10 protein-coding genes are annotated in these 22,338 nt (G+C 33.9%); all 10 read right to left on the reverse strand.

Going from position 1 to position 22,338, the window contains the following annotated elements:
* Window positions 1-165 precede the first annotated feature (165 nt).
* Complete coding sequence (locus tag STRMA_RS03645; protein ID WP_115277007.1) at window positions 166-846, reverse strand: DUF4386 family protein; 681 nt, start codon at window positions 844-846, stop codon at window positions 166-168.
* A complete protein-coding gene (fabZ, locus tag STRMA_RS03650) occupies window positions 839-1,267 on the reverse strand; it encodes a 3-hydroxyacyl-ACP dehydratase FabZ (protein WP_003081801.1) in 429 nt (142 codons plus the stop codon). The genes STRMA_RS03645 and fabZ overlap by 8 nt, the downstream gene beginning before the upstream one ends.
* A gap of 5 nt (window positions 1,268-1,272) precedes the next feature.
* Window positions 1,273-2,304, reverse strand: a complete 1,032-nt coding sequence (locus STRMA_RS03655; protein WP_003081322.1) for a beta-ketoacyl synthase N-terminal-like domain-containing protein — start codon at window positions 2,302-2,304, stop codon at window positions 1,273-1,275.
* 1 nt (window position 2,305) lies between these two features.
* Window positions 2,306-3,520: a beta-ketoacyl-[acyl-carrier-protein] synthase family protein gene (locus STRMA_RS03660; RefSeq protein ID WP_003081397.1), complete on the reverse strand. Its 1,215-nt coding sequence runs from the start codon at window positions 3,518-3,520 to the stop codon at window positions 2,306-2,308.
* Between the two features lie 25 nt (window positions 3,521-3,545).
* Complete coding sequence (locus STRMA_RS03665; protein ID WP_003079037.1) at window positions 3,546-3,776, reverse strand: acyl carrier protein; 231 nt, start codon at window positions 3,774-3,776, stop codon at window positions 3,546-3,548.
* Window positions 3,777-3,811: 35 nt separating this feature from the next.
* Entirely contained in the window at window positions 3,812-4,549 is a 738-nt protein-coding gene (gene fabG, locus STRMA_RS03670; protein WP_003081992.1) for a 3-oxoacyl-ACP reductase FabG, read from the reverse strand.
* Between the two features lie 132 nt (window positions 4,550-4,681).
* Window positions 4,682-10,354 (reverse strand): non-ribosomal peptide synthetase, encoded by a 5,673-nt coding sequence (locus tag STRMA_RS03675; protein WP_003079678.1) that lies wholly within the window; start codon window positions 10,352-10,354, stop codon window positions 4,682-4,684.
* Window positions 10,355-10,356: 2 nt separating this feature from the next.
* Window positions 10,357-12,798 (reverse strand): type I polyketide synthase, encoded by a 2,442-nt coding sequence (locus STRMA_RS03680; protein ID WP_003082435.1) that lies wholly within the window; start codon window positions 12,796-12,798, stop codon window positions 10,357-10,359.
* 11 nt (window positions 12,799-12,809) lie between these two features.
* Complete coding sequence (locus tag STRMA_RS03685) at window positions 12,810-19,304, reverse strand: non-ribosomal peptide synthetase (protein WP_003080184.1); 6,495 nt, start codon at window positions 19,302-19,304, stop codon at window positions 12,810-12,812.
* Window positions 19,305-19,345: 41 nt separating this feature from the next.
* Window positions 19,346-22,306, reverse strand: coding sequence for a type I polyketide synthase (locus STRMA_RS03690; protein WP_003079052.1), 2,961 nt, complete (start codon window positions 22,304-22,306; stop codon window positions 19,346-19,348).
* Window positions 22,307-22,338 lie beyond the last annotated feature (32 nt).

Below are 22,338 nucleotides of genomic sequence, written 5' to 3' on the forward strand. Positions count from 1 at the left end.
TAACAATACATCTTCTTCCCATTCTAACATGATATCGGTTAAATTTTAAAAGTTTCAAATATGAAATTTATGATAAACAAAAAAGATGGAAGCAAGTTTCGAAAAAGACTTTCGGTCTGCTCACCATCTTCTGCTATTAAACATAAAATAATTAATGAACCCTAATCAAATGGATATTCTGTTTATCTTTTTTAACATGTAGAGGCCTAACAAACCAAACCACAAGAATGCTAAAACACCTTTTGCAATATTACAAACAGCAACAATTGGCAAAGGTAAATAAGGAATAGAAACTACAATATAAACAATACCTAATATAAGCCCAATAATGTTACAAGCTCTAAACTGATCTTTCTTAAAAGAGAATAGACTAACTAAAGCAATCCATATCCCTAAAAAACCATATACTACTATCCCATTTGGTGAAAAAGATATATAGGGATCTATAGTCAAAATAATCTCTTTCTTCAGCGCTGTCGCTGAGGTATAAACACCAGCCATAGCTGGCTTTGCTGTTAAAGCTCTAAAATTAGCCACAGATAACACTGCAAAGCTGATGTAAGCAAGTTTTTGCGACCATCTAACTAATTGGTTATCTTCTAGCCCTAAATAAGATGTTACGGCTTCTACTGTTCCTAGACCAAATATTCCGATTAATGCTAAACAGAGATAGGATAGAATGAAGAAGGTTGAATTTTTTGACATATTTGTAAGAAAAAGATTAATCTTACCATCTTGAGAAATGATAGGTTGTAACATTATGCATAACCCCATTATCAATTGACAAATACTACTTAAAATCGAAAAAAGACCGCCTGTTGTATATATTTTCTGTTTCTTATGCATTTAATGACTCCTTAATAGAAAAAATTAATTCTCCTTTGGCAACAATTCTATCTTCTACATAAGCTACTGCCTCAACAATCACGCCTAAGGCTGTTACTTTTTTACTTTCAACTATCATCTTTAGCTGATCTCCTGGGACAACTACTGATTTAAAAGTCATCTTCGTAGAATATAGTAGAAATAGTTTATCTTCTTGTTCTTTTTTCTTAAATAAGAGAATGGCTGATTGAGCCAATGCCTCAGTGATATAAACGCCAGGAAATATCGCCTGATTAGGAAAATGGCCTAAGAATACCATCTCATTACCCGTAATATTTTTTATACTTATAATTTTTTTCTCTGGGAGGAGTTCAAGTACCTTATCAACCATCTGCAAAGGAAATTTTTGGGGTAAAACGGAACTGACTTCTTGAAAATTCATATCCTTTACTCCTTTACCATTTCATTGTGATGGCTTAACGATAAGCCTTTAAAATTACCGCTCCAGTCATTGCACAAAATAGCACCTTTTTCCTCCTGAAACTTTTGTAAACTATAAAGTATTTGGGCTATTCCTGTGGAGCCAAATAATTCACCTCCAAAAACATCATAAATTGGAAGTATTTCAGTCTGTTTAAAGTTTCTTTGAAAATAATCAATCTCATCTTGATGATCTTCCATAAGATGGTTATCTGCAATACAAATAGACATGTATTCTTCTGTATTTTCACTTAATTCTGTCATGAGATAATGATATTCTTCATAGTTATTCTCATTTTTCTTATTAGTATTCTTAACTAAAAAATGAGAATCAAAAGTTGAACAAAACTTTAAAATCTGCCCATAAATTTTGGCTCCTCTTGCTTTTGCATGAGACTGAGATTCTAAAATAATAGTTCCCCCTAGCTGTCTCAATTGAGCTATTTGATCGGCACTCATAATATGTGTTTCTGCCAGCCATTGCTTATAAGCAGGGGTAAATTCTTCTACACCGGTAACAATAACGAGATCTACTTCTCTTTTTTGTATCATATGATAAGCATATTCAAGAGCATCCAGCGCTGCCACCCTCCCTGTAGATATCGTGGTATTAAAACCACTTATATTAAAATGAATTCCTAACTTAGCTGCAGTTGCATTTAATACAAGATTTGGTCCCTGCATAGCTCCGACAGATCTTGGACCTTCTGCTAAAGTTAATTTATCAAAATCAACAATAGTTGACATAGAAGAAAAATTAGTAGCAACAACTACTCCACTGCGTTCAGGAATGAACTCTTCAATCTGAGCATTTTCTTTTGCCATTTTGGCTGCGACTAAAGACATCTTGGTCGCATCTGTCAGATAGCGCAGCCCTCTTCCTCCAATTAATTCTTTATAATTAGCATTCTCTAACTTTAAAACTGGAAACAAAAAATCTTTATCATAATTTATTTCTTCAGTAACTAATGAGCCACCAGTAATAACAACGGTTTCCATACTATTTCTCCTGACCTAAAATGATACAACTAATATTGCCTCCAAAAGCAAATGAATTACTTAAAATATACTTTGTATTTTCTGCTATTGTAGACTTATTTACAACATTTAATCCAATAGAGGGATCTAAATGTTCAAGATTCATATTTATTGGCAATCTGCCTTTATTTAGCACTAATATGGAAGCAACCGCTTCGATAGCTGCTGCTGCTCCCATTGTATGGCCAAACATTGATTTAATAGAACTTATTGGAATCTCACTAATGATATCTCCAAATACTTGCGATAAAGCATAAGATTCTGCTGTGTCATTTGCCTTTGTTCCTGTACCATGAGCGCTAATATAGCCTATATCACTTTTATTGACTCCGCTGCTAGCAATCGCTTTATTAATAGCTAGCATTGCTCCTTGCCCTTCTGGATGCGGAGCTGTTACGTGATAGGCATCACAGCTATTCCCATATCCTAAAATTTCAGCATATATTGTAGCATTTCTCTCTTTTGCTTTTTCATAACTTTCTAAAACCAAGGCAGCTGCTCCCTCTGAAACAATCATACCATGTCTATCTTTATCAAATGGTCGGCAGAGATCAGGAGACATGGCTCCTAATCTTGAGAACATCGTATAGCAGACTCTTGACATAGCATCGCTTCCTCCACAGATAACACAGTCTGCTCTCTTACTTTTAATGAGGTCTGCTCCATAGCCAATCGCATAATTCCCTGCTGCACATGCCGTAGGGATGACAAGGTTAGGACCCTTTAGTCCTAACTCTGCTGCAACTGCACTTGTAATAGCACTAGGCTGAAAATTACGGAGTTGGTATTTTATTTCTTCCTTCTTCCCTGCGAGCATGTCGTTGTATTTTTCTGGTATTTGCTGATTTCCCATAGTTGTACCGAAAATACAGCCTAACTTTCTAGAATCATAAAATCCATGTTTTATATTTGCCATTTGCAAAGCCTTTTTAGAAGTGGCGACTGCAAATTGTGTGCTGCGATCAAAATCTTCATGATTTAATCTTTCAAAGTAATATTCAGGCTCAAAGCCTTTTACTTCTCCTCCATGCTGTATATCATGATGAGACACATCAAAAGCAGTAATCGGTCCGATTCCATTTTCACCTTCAAAAATAGCTGCAGAAAAGTCTTCTAAATTATTTCCAATGGGTGTCATAATGCCCATTCCCGTGACAACAATTCTATCTGTCCCCATAGTCCCCTCTTTCTATATTTGGCCATTAAGCTGATAATTGCTGATCAATAACCCTATAAATATCATTTAATGATTGAAGATTTGGATACTCTTCTTCAGGAATAACAATATTAAAAGTTCTTTCTAACTGACTGACTAATTCTAAAATGAGCATTGAATCAAATTCAAATAACTCAATAAATTTAGCATCGTCTGCAAAATCTTCCATTTCTACAATTTCTTCCACAATTTCTCTTACTTTTTCTTTATTTTCCATTTTAATTTCCTCTCATTTATCATTATATTCTTTATTTAAGCCGTAATTCCACCGTCTATGGAAATGACTTGTCCTGTTATGTACGAAGCAGCATCTGATAAAAGTAATTCAACTATAGGTGCTACTTCCTCCACTGTTCCTTCACGTCCCATAGGGATCTGATGATATATTTCTTTTTTTACCTTTTCATTAATAGCTGAAGTCATATCTGTATTGATATAACCAGGTGCAACAGCATTTACTCTAATACCATATTTTGCAGTTTCTACAGCCAATGATTTCGTAAAACCAATGAGTCCGCTTTTAGAAGTGCAATAGTTAGTTTGTCCTGCCATTCCTTTAATACCAGCAACAGATGACACATTAACAATGACACCTTTTTTTCTTTTTATAAAAGATGTAATGATCGATTTTATAACATGAAAGGCACCGTTTAAATTTGTGTCCAAAACACTATCCCATCTCGTCTTATCCATCAAGAACAGAGATCTGTCCTCGGTTATTCCGGCATTGTTTACAAGACCATAAATATCTCCTCTTTCTTCAGTAATTTTTTTAATAGTTTGACTAACATCTGTATAGTCTTTCACATTACATTGATAGGCTGCAAGTTCATATCCCTTTTTAAGCTGATTTTCTACCAGTAAATCAGCTCTATCTTTGCTTCCGCAATACAAGAAAGAAACTTTATAATTCTTTTGAAGTAATTCCTTTACGATCCCCTTTCCAATCCCTCTTGCCCCTCCTGTTACCAATATATGCTTTTTCTCCATCCTTATTTCCTTTCTCCATGAGTTTTAAGTAAATTTGTTTTAATGTATCTATTTAAAAAACAATCTGTTCATCAAATAAATAGAAGTTTTTAAGTTTAGTATTGCTTTATCTCAAAGTAAGATAGTACTCACTTATTTCACGGGAAAATACTGTGTTTCAATGAAATAATTTTTTTGTGCTCTTAGCATGGCTTCATTAATGTGAATACCATTTTTAAAATAAGGAACATGTTGCGATGTATGCTTATTTTTAAAGTGAAGACTTCCGCCATTAAAAGTACCATCAGATAAAAGCTGTGCAAAGTGCCTTGCTGAACTCTTAGCAGACGATATATCATTTATCCACTGCTTCATATCTGTTGATTTCAGATCATAACTATCAGAAATGGACTGAACGATCTCTTGTAAACTAATTTTCTTGAGGTTAAAAAGATGATAATTAGTATTTAATTCATTGCTCTTTATGATTTGAACCACAGCATCTGTCAAATAATCAACGGGTGTTAATTCAAAAGTTAAGTTTTGATTTGGATATACCCCTGTTTCAATACATCCCTTAACAAGTGACCAAATAAAGTCTTTTTGTTGACATGCTCCAGTTTTACTGTGCCCTGAAATTCTGCCTAACCTGTAAATATTGACAGGGAGGCCTTTATTTCTAGCTAATTCTAAAATTTTTTCAGATACCCATTTCGATTGTGTATAACCCATCGGTAAATTCTTATAGCCTCCTAATGGCTGATCTTCATCAATTAAACGTTCACTATGAGGATCTTGTGAAGGCTCATAGACATAAAGTGTTGAAATAAAGTGTATTGGTTTCAAGCGATGTAAAGCCGCAAATTGGATAATATTTAAGGTTCCTTTGACATTTGTTTTTTTAAGGTTTTTATATGGCTCAAAGAAATTTACCTTTGCTCCATTATGGATAACAGTGTCAATTGTTTTGGAATACAGATTATAATCTGCTTCATTCATTCCAAGATTAGGCAGCTCTAAATCGCCACAAATCGCAACTATCCTTTGTTCATAAGCTGGATCATAAATCTTATAGTCTTGTAAAGATTTCACCAATCGTTCCCTAGCATGCTGTTGATCTTTTGCTCTTACTAAACAGTAGACCGTCGCAGAAGTATCATTTAATAAACGATGCACTAAGAAAGATCCAAAGAAACCTGTCGCTCCAGTAATTAAAATGTGCTGTAAATCTTCTCTTGTTTTTTCTTTAATAATCTCAAAGTTTTCGGGAAGTTGGATATCTTTTTCTAAGTTATCAGTATCCTTCTTCTGAGTATGGACTATCCCCAGCTGACTTTGTATAAATTTACTGTTTCCTAAAATAGTTGGATTTTCAAAGAGTTCTTTAAGAGGAATGCGTATATTAAAGATATCGTTCAAAGAGAATATGAGGTTAGTCGCAAGCAAGGAATGTCCGCCTAACTGAAAGAAATTATCTTTTGGCGAAATATTTTCCAAATGTAACAAGTTTTCCCAAACCTTCGTTACTGTTTCTATCACATAGTCCTCACACCAATCTTCTTTTTGAGTTAATAGCTGATTCCCACTGTTATTTAACTTTGGCAGAGCCTTGTAATCTATCTTTCCATTAATGGTAAGAGGAATATGATCAATTAATAGAAATTCATTTGGAATCATATAATAGGGGAGTTTATCCTTTAAAGCTTCTTTTAGGTGTTCAATAACAGTATATTGAATTTTATATTTTAACGGATCTGTTGTTTTTGCTTTACTACTGTCACAGCTATAGTAATTATTCAAATATTGAATAATAGCTTTTTTCTCTACAATAGCAGGATTGTATACGATCAAATCAAGATAACCAAGAACATTATCAACACTAGTATAAACCTGATAACCCTTCTTCTTGGCTAGATCCTCCACCCTCTTTTTACCTTCAATTGAAAGGAGGGAATTATCTGCTGCTAAGGACTTCATATAGTTTTCAATTGTCATCTGTTCATTTACAGACCTTAAATTTTCTATAAAAAGCTTTTCATTACTGACTCTTTTATCAGGCACCTTCACAAAATGTACCATATCGTCAGTTAGAAACTGTGCCATATCTGTCGAATCTGTCCAATGGACAACTGTAGGATGCAAAGGAGTTGGTGTATCTTTTTGCTCTTTATCAATTGTTAAAATGACATCATATCGATATTTGGATAGTTCATTATCAATCTCACCTATTTTAGGTGTGATATCTACATTAACTATTTCTGGAATTTTATCTTTTAATAGCTTAAAATAATCATGAGCAAAAATAAGCTCTTTTTCATTTTCTCGCCTGATAGCCATATTTTTTCTTAAGCTAGCTATGCTAGCTTGCTTATCTAAACGAGATAATTCAACAGACAAATAATACATATCAAGGCGATCATAACTTCGAACATCGCCAATAACAATATGGCCATAATCACCTATACGTTCGATAGATGCTGCTAAAGTATCTTCAAAATAGCTGACATCTGGAAAGTATTGGGCTACTGAATTGATAATGACTGTATCAAAAGTGTTGTTAACCTTTTTTTCTAAGTTCTCCACAGATGTATGTAAAAGTTCAACATTATCATAGTTTAAACCATTCTTTTTAATCACTCGCTTATTATAATCAATAGCTTCTTTCGAAATATCTAGACCAACATAATGCTTTACCTTATGGGAAAGTTTGTGTAAAATCATCCCCGTTCCTACACCAATTTCAAGTACAGATCGCATTGGAATTTCATAAAGTTTTCGACTTATAGATTGCAGCCACTCCTGCATCTCAGCTTCTGTCATTTGTTCATTGTTATAGGAATTATTCCAGCCTGTTATATTAAACGTATCATATCCAGTGGTGTTATCTTTTAGATAATGATGATTAAAGACCTCCTGCGTCTCCTTATCATAATCATTTTTCAATAGAAGGTTTTGAACAATTTCTTTTTTCTTGCCTTTATCTAAAGTGAAATAGGAAATAATCCTCGAATCATAATCATCTTTATCTAAGATAACCAAACTATCATTGACATAAGCTGATTGATTGACTTTTTCTTGAATTTCATTCAATTCAATTCTAAAGCCTTTTACTTTTACCTGATCATCATTTCTTCCGATATACTCTAAATCACCATTAGGGTACTTACAAGCTAGATCTCCTGTCTTGTACAAAATACTATTAGTATCATTTAAAAAAGGATTTTGGATAAAACGCTCAGCAGATAGTTTTTCTCTATTCCAATACCCTTTTGTAACGCCTGCTCCTCCAATATACATTTCTCCAATGACACCATTAGGGACAAGGCGCATTTGCGGATCTAATAAATATATTTGTAAATCTTTGATAGGGGTTCCAATGATACTCTTACGATTATCTTTGATACTAGCTTTATTTAAAATTTGATAAGTCGCATGAACTGTTGTTTCGGTAATACCATACATATTAACCAATTGAGGAGAATCATCTCCATAAGCCTTTATCCAAAGATCTAACATTTTAAAATCTAAGGCCTCACCACCAAAAATAATATAACGAAGTTTAATTTGACCAACTGTCTCCTTGCTGTATACTGTATCGTATTGTAATAGCTGCCGAAAAGCAGATGGTGTTTGATTTAAGACAGTTACTTTACGATCCAGCAAAAGCTTCAAAAAATCATCTGGTGTCCTGCTAGTTTCGTAAGGGACAATGACTAATTCACCGCCATAGAGCAATGCTCCCCATATTTCCCAAACAGAAAAATCAAAAGCTACTGAATGAAACATGGTCCATACATCTTTATTATTAAAATGGTAAAGCTCTTCTGTATTACTAAATAAGCGCAATACATTATTATCACTAACAATTACACCTTTAGGATTACCTGTAGAACCAGAAGTATAGATCATATAAGCATTACTATCTGCTTTCCTTGTCAGTTTTATTGGAGCAGCAGATTCTTCGAAAATCTTTTTACTTTGATGGTCAATTGCTATAAGAGGAATATCGTCTTGAACAGCAATATGTGCCAATTTTTCTTTATGGCCAATTAATAGCTCTAATTTGGCATCTTTAACAATGAAATCTTGGCGTTCTTTAGGAGCATCTGGATCTAAGGGAACATAGGCACAGTTGCTTTTTAGAATCGCTAAAATACCAACAATCATATCTATTGAACGATCCATACATAAACCTACAAAACCCGAATCTCTCTGAAGAAAGCGGTCTATATAGCGACTTAATTGATTTGATCTTTTATCCAACTGCGCATAAGAGATTTCTTGTCCTTGATAACTTACCGCAACTTTATTAGCATTTTCATTGACCATTTCACTAAAACGCTCAATAAGGTTACAAGAAGAGAAGGCCATTGTATCTTTAAATAAGGAATCTTGGTTAACTATTGCCATTTCCTCATGAGCTATCTGCAAAAGAGATTTACGGCTATTTTGCAGAATATCATCTAAAATCATCAAATACTTATTGGCCATAGACTCAACAACACTAGCATCAAACAGCCCTTTTTTATACTCAAACGCAAGCCGCACTCCTTGCTCTACTTCCATAGCTGTCAGTAATAAATCAAATTTTGCAGTAGTATTTTCATACACTTGATTTTCTACCTTGACATTAGGCAAGGTAACATCAACCTTATTGGTATTTTGCAAAACGAACATTGTCTGCATGATAGGCAGCTGATCGTTAGCTCTTTCTCCCATAACTTCTTTAACAATATATTCAAAGGGAATATCCTGATTGGAAAAGGCATCCACCGTTTCTGCTTTGACTTTTTGCAGTGTTTCTTCAAATGTTTCGCCTGTATTTAATTTAATTCGAATAGGTAAAGTGTTAACGAAGAAGCCAATTAAATTTTCCAATTCTTTACGGCGGCGATTCGCCACAGGAGTTCCAATAATAAAATCTTCTTGAAAACTATATTTATTTAACAATATAGCATATGCTGTAAGCAGAACCATATAAAGAGTGGTACCAGTTTTTGTAGATAGGCTTTTTAAGGCGCTAAGCTGATTCTGATCTATATGAACAATATGTCTGCCTGCTTCCGATGCTGCTGCTAAATCTTCTTGATGTTTAACTTTTAGATCTAAAGGAGCTGGTAATGGCAATAATTGCCTTTTCCAATAATCACACTGATGTTCCAATCTTTCAGAAGCAAGATATTGGTCTTGCCAAAAAGTATAGTCAATATACTGATAATCCAAAGAATCGACCGAATAGTCTTCTTTTTGGTACCGTTTATAATAGTCCATCAATTCTTGTCCAAGAACAGCAAAGGACCAGCCATCAGAAACAATATGGTGCATAGTTACGACTAAGTAATAACACTCGGCCGATGGGCCTTTAATTAGCACTGCTCTAATTAACATATCATTTTCTAAATCAAAAGGTTTAGAGATTTCATGCCTAATATAGGATGTAATAAATCCTTCATCTTCTGTTGACATGTCTTTAACTTCAATGGTGCGTTCGAAATCATCATTAACAACTTGAATAGGCTCCCCGGTCTGATCGCGTTTAAAATGAGTTCGTAAAATATCATGGCGTTCAACAATTTTTAATAAACTATAAAGCAGAGCATCCTTATTTAAATTACCTGTCATTTTTAAGACAGAATGCATATTGTAAGTATCATTTGCTTCATTTAAGTTATGTAAAAACCACATTCTCTTTTGAGCATATGATAAGGGAGCTTCTTTGCTTTTAGTTTTCTCAAGACGATCTGCTTCTTTAACCCGCTCTTTTTTTATTTGTCCTTTTAGAATGCTATTTAGCAATTTCTGTTTTTTCTTATTTTCATCATTCATCTTCATTCCTCAGTTCTAAGTAAACTGTTAATTTCTTGCTCATCCATTAAATCTATAAAATTCTCCAATCTTTCCGTAATTAATTCAGCTAACTTTGATACCGTTGGATAATCAAATAGATCATCTACCTCCAACTCTACGAAAAACTCATCTTTTACAGCAGCAATCAGTTGTGTAGCCATCAATGAATGTCCCCCCAATTCAAAAAAGTTATCTTCAGTACCTAAATGTGAGATACCCAGTAAATCACTCCATATACGGGTCAAACTTTTTTCAAATTCAGTTTCAGGTGCTGCATAAGCTGTACTCAATTGAGGTCTTTTGTGTTGATTTTCTTGGATGAAGCGGCCTGTCTTCTCTGTTTCTGCAACTTTCCTTTTTTCAACTCTATTACTAGCATACCAATAAGAATTTCTCTTAAAAGGATAAGTAGGCAAAGAAATAATATTCTGCTCTTTCATTTTAACCAGTTTTTCCCAAGACAGTTCATGGCCAGTTTCCCACCAATTTTTGACACTATTCAAAAAATCATAGTAAGAACGAACAGCCCTGCATTGTTCATCAAATTCTTGTTCCTTAACAGATATACCGAGATACTTAGCAATGGTTTCACTGATGGTCTCTCTACAATGACTAAACCTTACTTCCAGTTCTACCCCTAATTCTTTAAGGCATTTTATTATAGCAGTCTGAATAGAAAGTGCTTCAAAAATATCAGCCTCTTTTCTTTCTATCTCTCCTAAAAAGTTTTTTTCCAGACTTGTTTTAATCGTATTGTATCTCTCTCTAAATAAAGGAACGTCCTGACATAGTTTTTCTAATTCTGACGGCTCTATCTTTTCTAAAGGAGACAGTAATACTTTAGGTTGCAGTTTACTGTCATATCCTTGATTTTCTTTCAAGAATTGCTTAATCGCTTGGAGGAAATCTTGAGAATCTTTTACTAAAAAGACTTTTCTATGGTTGAAATGTTTCCTGCCGCACTGAAGAGTTCGTTCAACATCAGCTAAATTTACTTTTGAATGACTTGAGATATAATCTGCTAAGTTCTGGCACATATGCCTTAGATCTTCATCATCTCTAGCCGAAAGCGAAAGGCAATACATACTTTTCTTTGAACTAGATTTGTGACTATGTTTGCCGTATTCTTCTAAAATAATATGTCCATTGGTTCCGCCGATGCCAAAAGAGCTTACTGCTGCTCGCATTGGAGTTTTTTCAATATATTTGATACTTTCTTTATTAGTATAAAAAGGAGAATTTTTGAAATCTATTTTTGAATTTTCTTGCGATAAATTTACGAGTGGCGGAATAAGGCGATTTTTTGTTATGAGAGCTCCCTTAATAACACCAGCTATACCAGAAGCAACATTAAGATGTCCTACATTCGCCTTAATTGAACCTAAAGCACAAAATTGTTTTTTATCAGTATAGCGCCTATATACTTGTGAAATAGCTTCTACTTCAATAGGATCTCCCATAATAGTTCCTGTGCCATGTGCTTCTACATATGAAATAGAATCAACATCAATCTGTGAAAATTGCAGAGCATCATCTATAACTTCCATTTGCCCACTAATACCCGGAGCTGTATAGCCAACTTTATCATTTCCATCATTATTAATGGCAAATCCTTTAATGACAGAATAAATTTGATCGTTATTCTCAATAGCATCTTCTAAGCGTTTTAAAACAAGACAGCCTACGCCACTGCCAAAAACAGTCCCGCTAGCAGCATCATCAAATGGCCGACAATGGCCATCTTGTGATAAAATGCTGCCTTTACTATACATATAACCTGTCTTTTGAGGAACATTGATAGTTACACCGCCAGCCAAAGCAAGATCACATTGATAGGTCAATAAATTTTGGCAAGCCATAATAATATTTACCATTGAACTTGAGCAAGCAGACTGTACTGTAATTGCAGGACCAGTACAGTTAAGCTTATAAGCAATTTTTGTAGCAATATGGTCCTTATCTAAACCATGAAGAAGAGCCTCAATCCCCCCAGCCTCTTCCACAAAATTAGGATTACTTTTCAATCCTTGCAGGAAATAATTACTGGCACTAGTACTAGCAAATACGGCGACTTTTTGACCAATAGTATCGGGATTATAACCTGCATCTTCCATAGCCTCCCAAGCTTTTTCTAAAAGAATCCTTTGTTGCGGATCCATATAAGTAGCTTCTTTAGGACTAATTTTAAAAAAATCGGCGTCAAATTTATCTATATCTGTCAAATAGGAACAACGTTTTATATAGTCTTCATTATCAATCATAGTATCATCAATTCCAGCTTGCTCAAGCTCTTCTTGAGAAAGCGTTGTTAAACATTCATTCCCGTTTTTGATATTTTCCCAATAGTTTTTTAAATTATCTGATTGCGGAAATTTACAGGCTATTCCCACAATAGCTACTGCATTTGAAATATCATTCGTCATTTTCTACTCCTTTATCTTTTAAAATTACCAAAGGACTGCCGCTGTTTATTTATTCTGTTACTAGTATTATCGGCTATATGAGATCCTTTTATATTATGTTTTACTCCTTCAGTTTTTTGCTTGATATAATCACTAATTAGCTTAATAGTTGGATAGCTAAATAAATCCATAAGTTTCAAATTAACATTCAGTTTTTGCTCAAGCAATACCTTTATACGAGACAATAGTAAAGAATGCCCTCCTGCATCAAAGAAGTTTTCATCAGTACTGATATCATCAATGTTAAGAACATCTAACCAGATTTGCTTTATTTTTCTCTCTATAATATCCTTAGGCTGTGTTATCGCAGGTGTCTGTTTTGTAAATTCTTTTGGCAGTTTTCTATAATCTACCTTCCCATTAGGAGTCAATGGAATTTGAGAAACAAGCACAAAGCGTTCAGGTATAATATTTTCTGGAATATAGGTTCGTAAGAAATCGCGAATATCACTTGTTGTAAAAGCTTTTTGATCAATTACTTCTAAATAGGCTATAAGCTGTTTTCTGCCTTTTACAGATACAGGATAAACCACTGAACGACGGATATTATCATGTTTTGCTAATGATAATTCTATTTCCTCTGCTTCTACACGATAACCGCGGACATTAATTTGTGTATCTTTTCTTCCTTCAATAACAATACTTCCATCGTACTGATACCGTCCAACATCTCCTGTTTTATAACGTCTCCAACCAGTCTGGTTTTGAGAATTAAAAAATTTTTCCAAATTTAAAGCCTCATTGTTGACATACCCTTCACTAAGATATGATGTCTCTACGTAAATCTCACCTAATTCACCTACTCCAGTTTCAAGGCCGGCATCATTTAACAGAGATAAACGAACGGCATCAATTCCACTTCCAATTGGTATAACATTGTTTTCAAGGTCAAAGTCTTCAGGTATATCATAAAAGCCCATCACTTGAGGAGTTTCTGTTGTCCCATAAAAGTTAACACATTGTGCCATAGGACTGATTGTCTGAGCACGCTGCACAGGAGCAGCAGTTAATAATTCACCGCCAAAGAAATAGTGCTTAACCTTAGGAAATGATATATTATCTCCTTCTGATAGCATCAGAAATAAGGATGGTGTTATATTGATCTCATTAATGCCTTGATCATTTATCCACTGACCAGTATCTTCTATGTCATACCGAGATTTCTGATTTTGAATAGCCAAGCGGCCACCAATAAAAAGCGGCGTAAAAATATCTCGAATCAAGGGATCATGAGATAAACCCGCAAAAAGTCCAAATACACTGCTCTCATCCAATTGATAATGTTTTACAAACCATTTTATAAAGTGGTTAATTGGTTCATGGGAAGTGGATACACAGTTAGGTTTTCCTGTTGTCCCTGAAGTAAACAGTATATAAGCAGTATCCTTGATATCTTTTGTAACAGCTTGTCTTACAAGAGGCTGTTCCTTAGATATATGCATCAATTCATCATAACTGTTATATAGTTTTAAGTTTTTGTTTAAGAAATCAGCATTTTTCAACTCTTCATGATTAATGACAATAGCTCCATCTGCTTTTATGGATTCTAACTGTTTCTTCAATCTGATTTCAGGATATTCTGGATCAAAGATACAGAAAATTCCTCCAATCTTTAAAATAGCTAACATGCTAATGATCAATTTCATGTTGCGATCGCCATAAATCACAAAAATGCTTCCTTTTCCTAGCCCTTGATTACTTAAAACAGCGGCTAATTTTTCTGACTTCTCTTCTAACTGTAAATAAGTGAGGGAACCACTTTCATCTGAAATAGCTAGTCGCTCTGGGTATTTAGCAGCATTCCTAGAAACAACTTCATCAATACAAAGTGAACTGTTAAAACGAATCAAAGACGAATCTGCCAATGTTTCTTTCGCTTTCAATAGCTGACTAAAATGCTGACTTTGTATGGAAATATCCTTAATCTTAGTCTTTTTATTTTGCAGCACTGCGACCATGACTGTATTTAATTGCCTTAAATACTCTTGCATACTTTCCTCTTTGTACAAGTCACTATTATATACCAGACGAAATTTCATTTTCCCAAAGTATTCTTCAACATATAAGGTGGCATCAAATTTCGTGATTTCCTGTGTGAGCGGATATGGTGCCGCTTCTAGGCCATCCATATGACATTTTATACCTTCGGGATTTTGTACATTTAGCATCACTTGAACCAAAGGAGATCTGCTCGTATCTCTGCTTGGTGAGAGCATTTGTACAATATCATCAAAAGGCACATCTTGATTTTCAAATGCCAAAAGAGTTGTATTTCTAATAACCTCCAAATAATCTAATATGGTTAGATTAGTATTGAGTTTACAGCGCATAACTACAGTATTGACAAAAAAACCAATCATATTTTCCATTTCTTTTTTTGTTCTGCCAGCTACAGGAACTCCAATTGGCAAGTCTTCTTCCCCACTTAATTTATGCAATAAGATAGAGAAAATTGTTAACATAAACATAAAGGTTGTTATGTTATTATCCTGACAAAATTTCTTTAATTGATGGCTCAGTTCTTCATCTAGTATCTGCTCTACCGTATAGCCATTGTGAGTCTGTATAGCAGGACGCTTATAATCGGCTGGAAAAGATAAGGCAGGCATATCTGATGAGAGAGTGTTTTTCCAAAACTCTTTCTGCTTCTTTTCCCTATTTTTTTCTTGATCAAGCCAATAAGTGTAATCCAAGTATTGTAAACTAAGATGCTGTTTGGGCAGCATACTGTCTTCTTGCCTTTTTAACAACTTATTGTATATCTCTGAAAGCTCATCAATTAATAATTCCATGGACCAACCATCTGAAATGATATGGTGCATAACAATAATAAGGATATATTCCTCTTCATTTAAATGAATAAGAGAAGATCGTATTAATAATTCACTGCTTAAATTAAAAGGGCGTTTTTCATCAAAAGCAAGTATGGTATTAGCAATAGACTCTGCTTGTGATAGATCAAAATTCATTAAATAATGATGCTGTAAACGAATATTGGCTTTTTCATTTATGATTTGATAGGGAACTCCTTCTTTATCATGAAAATTCACTCGTAGTATTTCATGATTTTTTATTAATTGATTAAAGCTTTTTTCCAGTAATTTTATATTCAAGTTTCCTTTGAGTCGGATTGGTGTCACAATATTATAGTTACCATTTTGAGGAACCATTTGCTCCATAAGCCATAACTGTTTTTGCTGAGGCGATAGTAATAATTCTTTTTGTCGCTCCACTTTTTTTATAGGCAAACTATCACTAACTCTGTCTAATTTCTCAAGATAAGCTTCCATCTCTAGAATTGTTGGATAGTTAAAGATCATATTTGCTGTTAAATCTATCTGAAACTGCTGATTAATAGCATTTATTAATTTTGTAGCTATTAACGAATGGCCGCCTAATTCAAAAAAGTTATCATCAGTGCTAATAGCTTCAGTAGCTAATATAGTTTGCCAGATAGTTAGTAACTCTCTTTGTATTTTAGTTGTAGGCTCTTTAAGATCACGCTTGGTATCTGTATAAAAAATTAAGTTTTCTTCAATCTGTTTACTATCAACTTTCCCATTCCAAGTTAGGGGAATCTCATCTACAAAGTTAATAAGGCTTGGTATCATATAATAGGGAAGTTTGCCTTTGAGAAAATCTTTAAAGGCTTTGGAATCATTAATATCTAATTTATTTTTTATGACCGCATACAGAAGATCCATCCCATCTTTATTAGTAATACCAATAACAGCATCCTGAGTATCGGGATATTCCAAAATTTTAGAACGTATTTCATCGATCTCAATACGAAAACCACGTAATTTAACTTGGTTATCTTTTCTGCCCATGAATTCTAATTCCCCGTTTTCGTCCCAACGGACAATATCACCAGTTGCGTATAAAGTGCTCTCATGGCCGTCACTAAATGTCTTTTGAACAAATTTTTGATGATTCAGCTCTTCACGATGCAAATAACCTTTACAAACACCGATACCTCCAATATAGAGCTCTCCTATATTGCCTTTTGGAAGCATATTTAATTGTTCATCTAAAACAAATACTTCAACATTATTTAACGGTTTTCCAATAGTAACCTTGCTATTTGGCAAACATCTCTTAGTAGTCGTCCAAATTGTTGCTTCCGTTGGGCCATAAGCATTAAAAAATTGATGATGTTTTCCCCACATATTAACTAATTCGCTTGGACAAGCTTCTCCAGCAACAATAATAGTTTCTAATTTATCTAATGTCTCAGAAGAAGCTAAGGAAAGTACTGATGGCGTTACACAAATATGTGTGATAGCCTTATCTTTAATAAATTGTGTTAAATGATCACCTAATACTTGATCTTTATCTACAATATGCAGTTCTGCGCCATTTCCAAGTGCCATGACGATTTCAAACACAGAAGCATCAAAGCAAAAGGAAGCAAATTGCAGTACCTTGCTTTTATCATCAACTGCAAACAAATTGTTTTGTTCTTCAACAATATTACATAAACCTCGGTGCGCAACCATAACTCCTTTTGGCTTTCCGGTAGATCCGGAGGTATAAATAATATAGGCAGTATCCTCAGCATCCAATGAAACTTTGGACAGTTGAGAAGGAGGAGTTAATGTTAAATTTGCCTGCATTTCTTCAATATCATTAATATTTTTGATACCTAATGACTGCCAATCAATATTCCTTGAAACCTGTTTATGTGTCAACAGATGATAGATCCCTGCATCTTTAGTGATATATCGGATTCTTTCAATTGGGTATCCGGTATCTATTGGTACATAAACCATCCCTGCTTTTAGTATAGACAACATAGCTACAATAGCGTCTATACTCTTATTCATGAAAACACCAATTAACGACTTGGGGGCTGCTTGGTTTAGAAGCTGCTGCGCTATTATATCTGATGCAATATCTAATTGTTCATAGGTTACACTTTGTTTTTCAAAAGAAAGAGCCGTATTTTTCCCATATTTCGATACTATCTTCTTAAACTTATCAGTGAATAATGTCTCTTTTATCTCTTTTTTAGTATTTATCTCAAGAAGTTCTGATTCCTGTTGAGGCGATAATAAAGAGATGTCTTTTACAGCTATCTCTGGTTTTTTCACAATAGTATTTAGTATATGAATAAAACACTGTAATAATTGTTCGATTCTGCTTGGCTTAAACAAATCTGCTTTATATTCTATAAAACCATTTAATCCATCATCTGTATCAAAAATAGATAAGGTTAAATCAAATAAAGCACTGCCTGCTTCTACATTTCTAAAGCCAATATCTAAATCTTTAAAATTCATTTTGGCTTTAGGTGTATTTTCATAATTATACATCGCTTGAAACAGCGTTGAAAATCGATTATCCTGCTCATATTCTAATTCTTCTAAACATTCATATAAATCAATATCTTTATGTTTCATGATTTCATAGAAATGTTTCTGAGTGTGCTCCAGATAATCTTTTATTTCAAGATCATCATTGATAATTGTTCTAACACCTAGGGTGTTAATAAGACACCCGATCATATTTCTAACAGCTATATTTTCTCTATCTGCTACAGCTGTTCCAATTACAAAATCATTCTGTCCAGTATATTTATGCAGCAAAATTTGATAAGCTGACAAGATAATATTAGCTACTGTAATATGATGCACTTTTTCATATTGTTTCATCAATTCAGTCAATTGTTTATCTAGAGTAAAATAAAGTCTTTTTCCTCTATAAGATGACTGGACTCCTCTTTCAAAATCACTTTCCAATCTTAAAATATTTGTATTGGTTAATTCTTTAATCCAATAAGATTTTGAGTCCTTTTTATTTCTATTCTTCCATATTAGATAATCAATAGTGTTATACTTTTCAGATGCTGGAGCAATCGTACCATTTTGTTTATACAGATTATAATAGTCTTGAAGCTGATGGACCGCAAGCCCAAACGACCATCCATCCATTACCGTATGATGTGCTACTAAAACTATAACGAATTGATCTGATTTTAATTGAATAACAGATAATTGCAATAATGGAGAAGATTCTAAGGGCATTTTTTGCAATGATTTTGAAAGAATTATCTCTTTGAGCTCACTTTCTCCATTAGATTTTTCTGAAAGATCAATATAGTCTAAATCTGCAAATGAAACCTCCTCGATGATTTGTTTATAACCATCATTAGTTGCCGTAAATTTTGTCTTTAAAGAACTATTGCTTTGAATTAAACAATTAAAGGCTTGCCTTAGTGCTTCTAAATCTAACCTTCCTGATACATCAACAGCAGATACAAGATTATAGGCGCTTACTTTGTCATCCATCTCTTCATTTTCAAGCATATTTTTTTGAATAGAAGAAACCCCATATTCTTGTAAAAAGTTACTTTCAAACCTAATCTCTCTTTGCTTCTTTTGTTTACCAAGTCTTTTAGCTAGTAATGATTCTGCCTTACTTTTCTTATTTTGGTCATTCATTTTATTTTGTTCGTCTGATTTCATTACATTCCTCGTATTTCATAATATCCTTTTATTAAGATAGCCTAACCTTCTTCTATTAATTTATCCATGACAGTTTCAGAAAGTGATGAGACACAGCCTGCCTCAATAATACTTTGAATTTCGATATCCAAATCTATACTTTCTTTAATAGATACTGCGTACTGACTGGCTAAGAGGGAGCTCAATCCTAGCTCAAAAAAGTTATCTAACACACCAATATTTTCAATACCGACATTTTCTTTTAAAAGCTTTAGCAAGAGCTCTTCTATCTCATTTTCTGGTTCAGCATAGTCTGCTGAAATTCCATTTCTGCTTATATTAGTACTGTAATTAACTATATTATTGTCTGCTTTTTCTTTTTTAGGCACGTTGTTACCAAGTGACAACAATGAAAATTCCTGTTGATCAAAATGATAGGTTGGCAGATGAACTTTACGAGCTTCCTTATTTTGAAATTTTTCAAAATCTATTTCTAGCCCTAATTCCCAAAGAGCAGCTAACCTTTCTATAAAGAAAGTGTATTGATTTTCTTTAGAATATCTTCCTGGCAGCATATCTATAAAGAGATGTTTCTTTGCCAAATCTTGCTGCTTTGTTAATTCAATCAGCGTCCTTCCAGACCCAATTTCAATGAAAATAGCCTCTTCTTCAGCTAATAAATGTTGAACACTTGATGAAAACAGAACCGGATTAATAATATGCTTTTCCCAATAACTAGAATCAGATAATTGTCCTTTTTGAACAGACTGGGCTGTAGTATTAGAAATCAAATCTATAATGGGATCCTTCAATTCATATTTTTCCAGATAACTTCTAAATTCTTTAGCTGCATTTTTCATGATAGGAGTATGAAAAGCATGAGAAGTTTGCAAGGACTGATACAATATTTGATGAGCCGTCAAGATTTTTTCAGCTTTAGCTATACTGTCGTAATCTCCTCCTAACACAGTTGATCTAGGACCATTCACTGCAGAGACATAAACATTTTCTAAATGAAGTTCTTTCAAATTCTCTACTGAAGCTCGTACAGATATCATTTTTCCGTGCTCAGCATTTTGAAGATAGTGCCCTCTCCAATAGATAATATCTAATCCTTCTTCAAAGGTCATAACACCTGCCAAACAAGCACCAACATATTCACCCAAACTATGTCCTATTATTTTGCTTGGCTGAACCCCAAGAGACATTAAATACCGACCTAATGCATAAGAAATGATAAAAAGTAGAGGTTGTGCATATTTTGTATTATTTATAGTCTCTTGAGATTCATTAATAGATTTATCAGGATACAAAATAGCAAGAAAATTTTCATGATATTTTTCTTGGAGAATTCTCATGCCTTTATCAACAATATTTTTGAATACCGTTACATTCTCATAAAGATCTCTTGCCATATTAATAAACTGGCTTCCTTGACCTGTCACTAAAAAATAAATCGGCCTTTTTTTAACTTTAACTGGTTTTCTTTCCTCAAGACTTTGGTTAATCTTACTTTCTAATTCTTTTATACTTTCTGAAACAATAGCTTGCCGCAAACCAAAGCTTTCTCTGCCTGTCTGTAGTGTTTTGGCCACATCCATCAGGTTGGTTTCAGTGTTAGTACTTAACCAGTCAGCTAGTTTTTCCATATTTTTTGTTAAAGATTTTGGCGTTTTTGCAGAAAAAGGAAAAATCTGTTTTGATATCTGATGGTCCACATTCTTTTTTAGCAAAGGAGCTTCTTCTAAAATAACATGGGCATTTGTTCCCCCAATGCCAAAAGAACTAATCGCAATTCGTGCTAATTCATTTTTATCTAACTCAATAGGGTGATGATTAATAAAAAAGTGACTGTCCTTTAAGTTTAGTTTTTCATTTTCTTTATCAAAATTAGCCATAGGAGGAATTATTCCATGTTTAAGTATCAATAAGCATTTGATAAACCCTGCGATTCCTGAAGCAGTATTTAAGTGTCCTAAATTTGACTTTATACTGCCAATTGCACAAAAGTTTTTTCGAGAGGTTTCTTCATCATAAACTTGAGATAAAGCTTTGATTTCCAATAAATCTCCAATTTCTGTAGCCGTCCCATGCGTTTCAATATACTGAATTGACTCAGCTGCTACATCTGCTATGTCAAGACAGTCTTTTATAACCTCTGATTGACCAGATACACTGGGAGCAGTAAAACCAACCTTATCATTTCCATCATTGTTAATAGCTGTCCCTTTTATAACGCCATAGATATCATCTCCATCTGCTATGGCTTCTTCTAGACGTTTCAGAACAACTACGCCCACTCCGTCACTAAATACTGTACCATCTGATTTTGCTTCAAAAGGCTGACAAGAACCGGTTTTAGAAAAGATCATACCATCTCGATATTTGTATCCCTGCTTAATTGGATAGGAAATAGAAACGCCACCAGCTACAGCTATGTCACAGTCACCACTTAATAAGCCTTGACAGGCAAAATGTACTGATACTAGTGAAGTCGAGCAGGTTGATTGAATTGACACACTCGGTCCTGTTAAGTTTAGTTTATAAGATACTCTTGTAGACAATAAATCCTTATCACTTCCCAACATGATATCGAAATCTTCATATTGATCTAATAAACCTCTTTGCATTGCCCGAAGTAAATAGGTATTCATTCCTGAACCAGCATAGACTCCTATTTTACCCTTGTATTGGGAAACTGCATGGCCAGAGTCTTCAATGGCTTTCCATACTTCTTCCATAAATACTCTAGCTTGGGGATCCATAAGCATTGATTCCTTAACAGTATACTCAAAAAATTCTGTATCAAAAGCATTAGGAGAGTCAATAATTCCCTTTACCTTCACATAATTATCAGAATCTATATCCTCTTGCGCTATTCCTTCATCCAATAACTCTTCCCGAGTAAAATGCTGCAAACATTCCTTGCCCATTAATAAATTTTCCCATAATTTATCTATAGAGTCCGCTTGAGGAAAACGGCCCGACATTCCAACAACTGCAATTAAATTTTCATCTTCCATTTTTCTATTTTCACCTGCACTTTCATTTAATA

This window comes from Streptococcus macacae NCTC 11558, assembly GCF_000187995.2.
Taxonomy (GTDB): Bacteria; Bacillota; Bacilli; order Lactobacillales; family Streptococcaceae; genus Streptococcus; species Streptococcus macacae.

Bases quoted from the DNA above. Each gene is read 5' to 3' on its own strand.
- STRMA_RS03665 (WP_003079037.1), bottom strand. From the start codon at position 3,776: ATGGAAAATAAAGAAAAAGTAAGAGAAATTGTGGAAGAAATTGTAGAA.
- STRMA_RS03680 (WP_003082435.1), bottom strand. From the start codon at position 12,798: ATGACGAATGATATTTCAAATGCAGTAGCTATTGTGGGAATAGCCTGT.
- STRMA_RS03690 (WP_003079052.1), bottom strand. From the start codon at position 22,306: ATGGAAGATGAAAATTTAATTGCAGTTGTTGGAATGTCGGGCCGTTTT.
- fabG (WP_003081992.1), bottom strand. From the start codon at position 4,549: ATGGAGAAAAAGCATATATTGGTAACAGGAGGGGCAAGAGGGATTGGA.
- STRMA_RS03685 (WP_003080184.1), bottom strand. From the start codon at position 19,304: ATGAAATCAGACGAACAAAATAAAATGAATGACCAAAATAAGAAAAGT.
- STRMA_RS03645 (WP_115277007.1), bottom strand. From the start codon at position 846: ATGCATAAGAAACAGAAAATATATACAACAGGCGGTCTTTTTTCGATT.
- fabZ (WP_003081801.1), bottom strand. From the start codon at position 1,267: ATGAATTTTCAAGAAGTCAGTTCCGTTTTACCCCAAAAATTTCCTTTG.
- STRMA_RS03660 (WP_003081397.1), bottom strand. From the start codon at position 3,520: ATGGGGACAGATAGAATTGTTGTCACGGGAATGGGCATTATGACACCC.
- STRMA_RS03655 (WP_003081322.1), bottom strand. From the start codon at position 2,304: ATGGAAACCGTTGTTATTACTGGTGGCTCATTAGTTACTGAAGAAATA.
- STRMA_RS03675 (WP_003079678.1), bottom strand. From the start codon at position 10,354: ATGAATGATGAAAATAAGAAAAAACAGAAATTGCTAAATAGCATTCTA.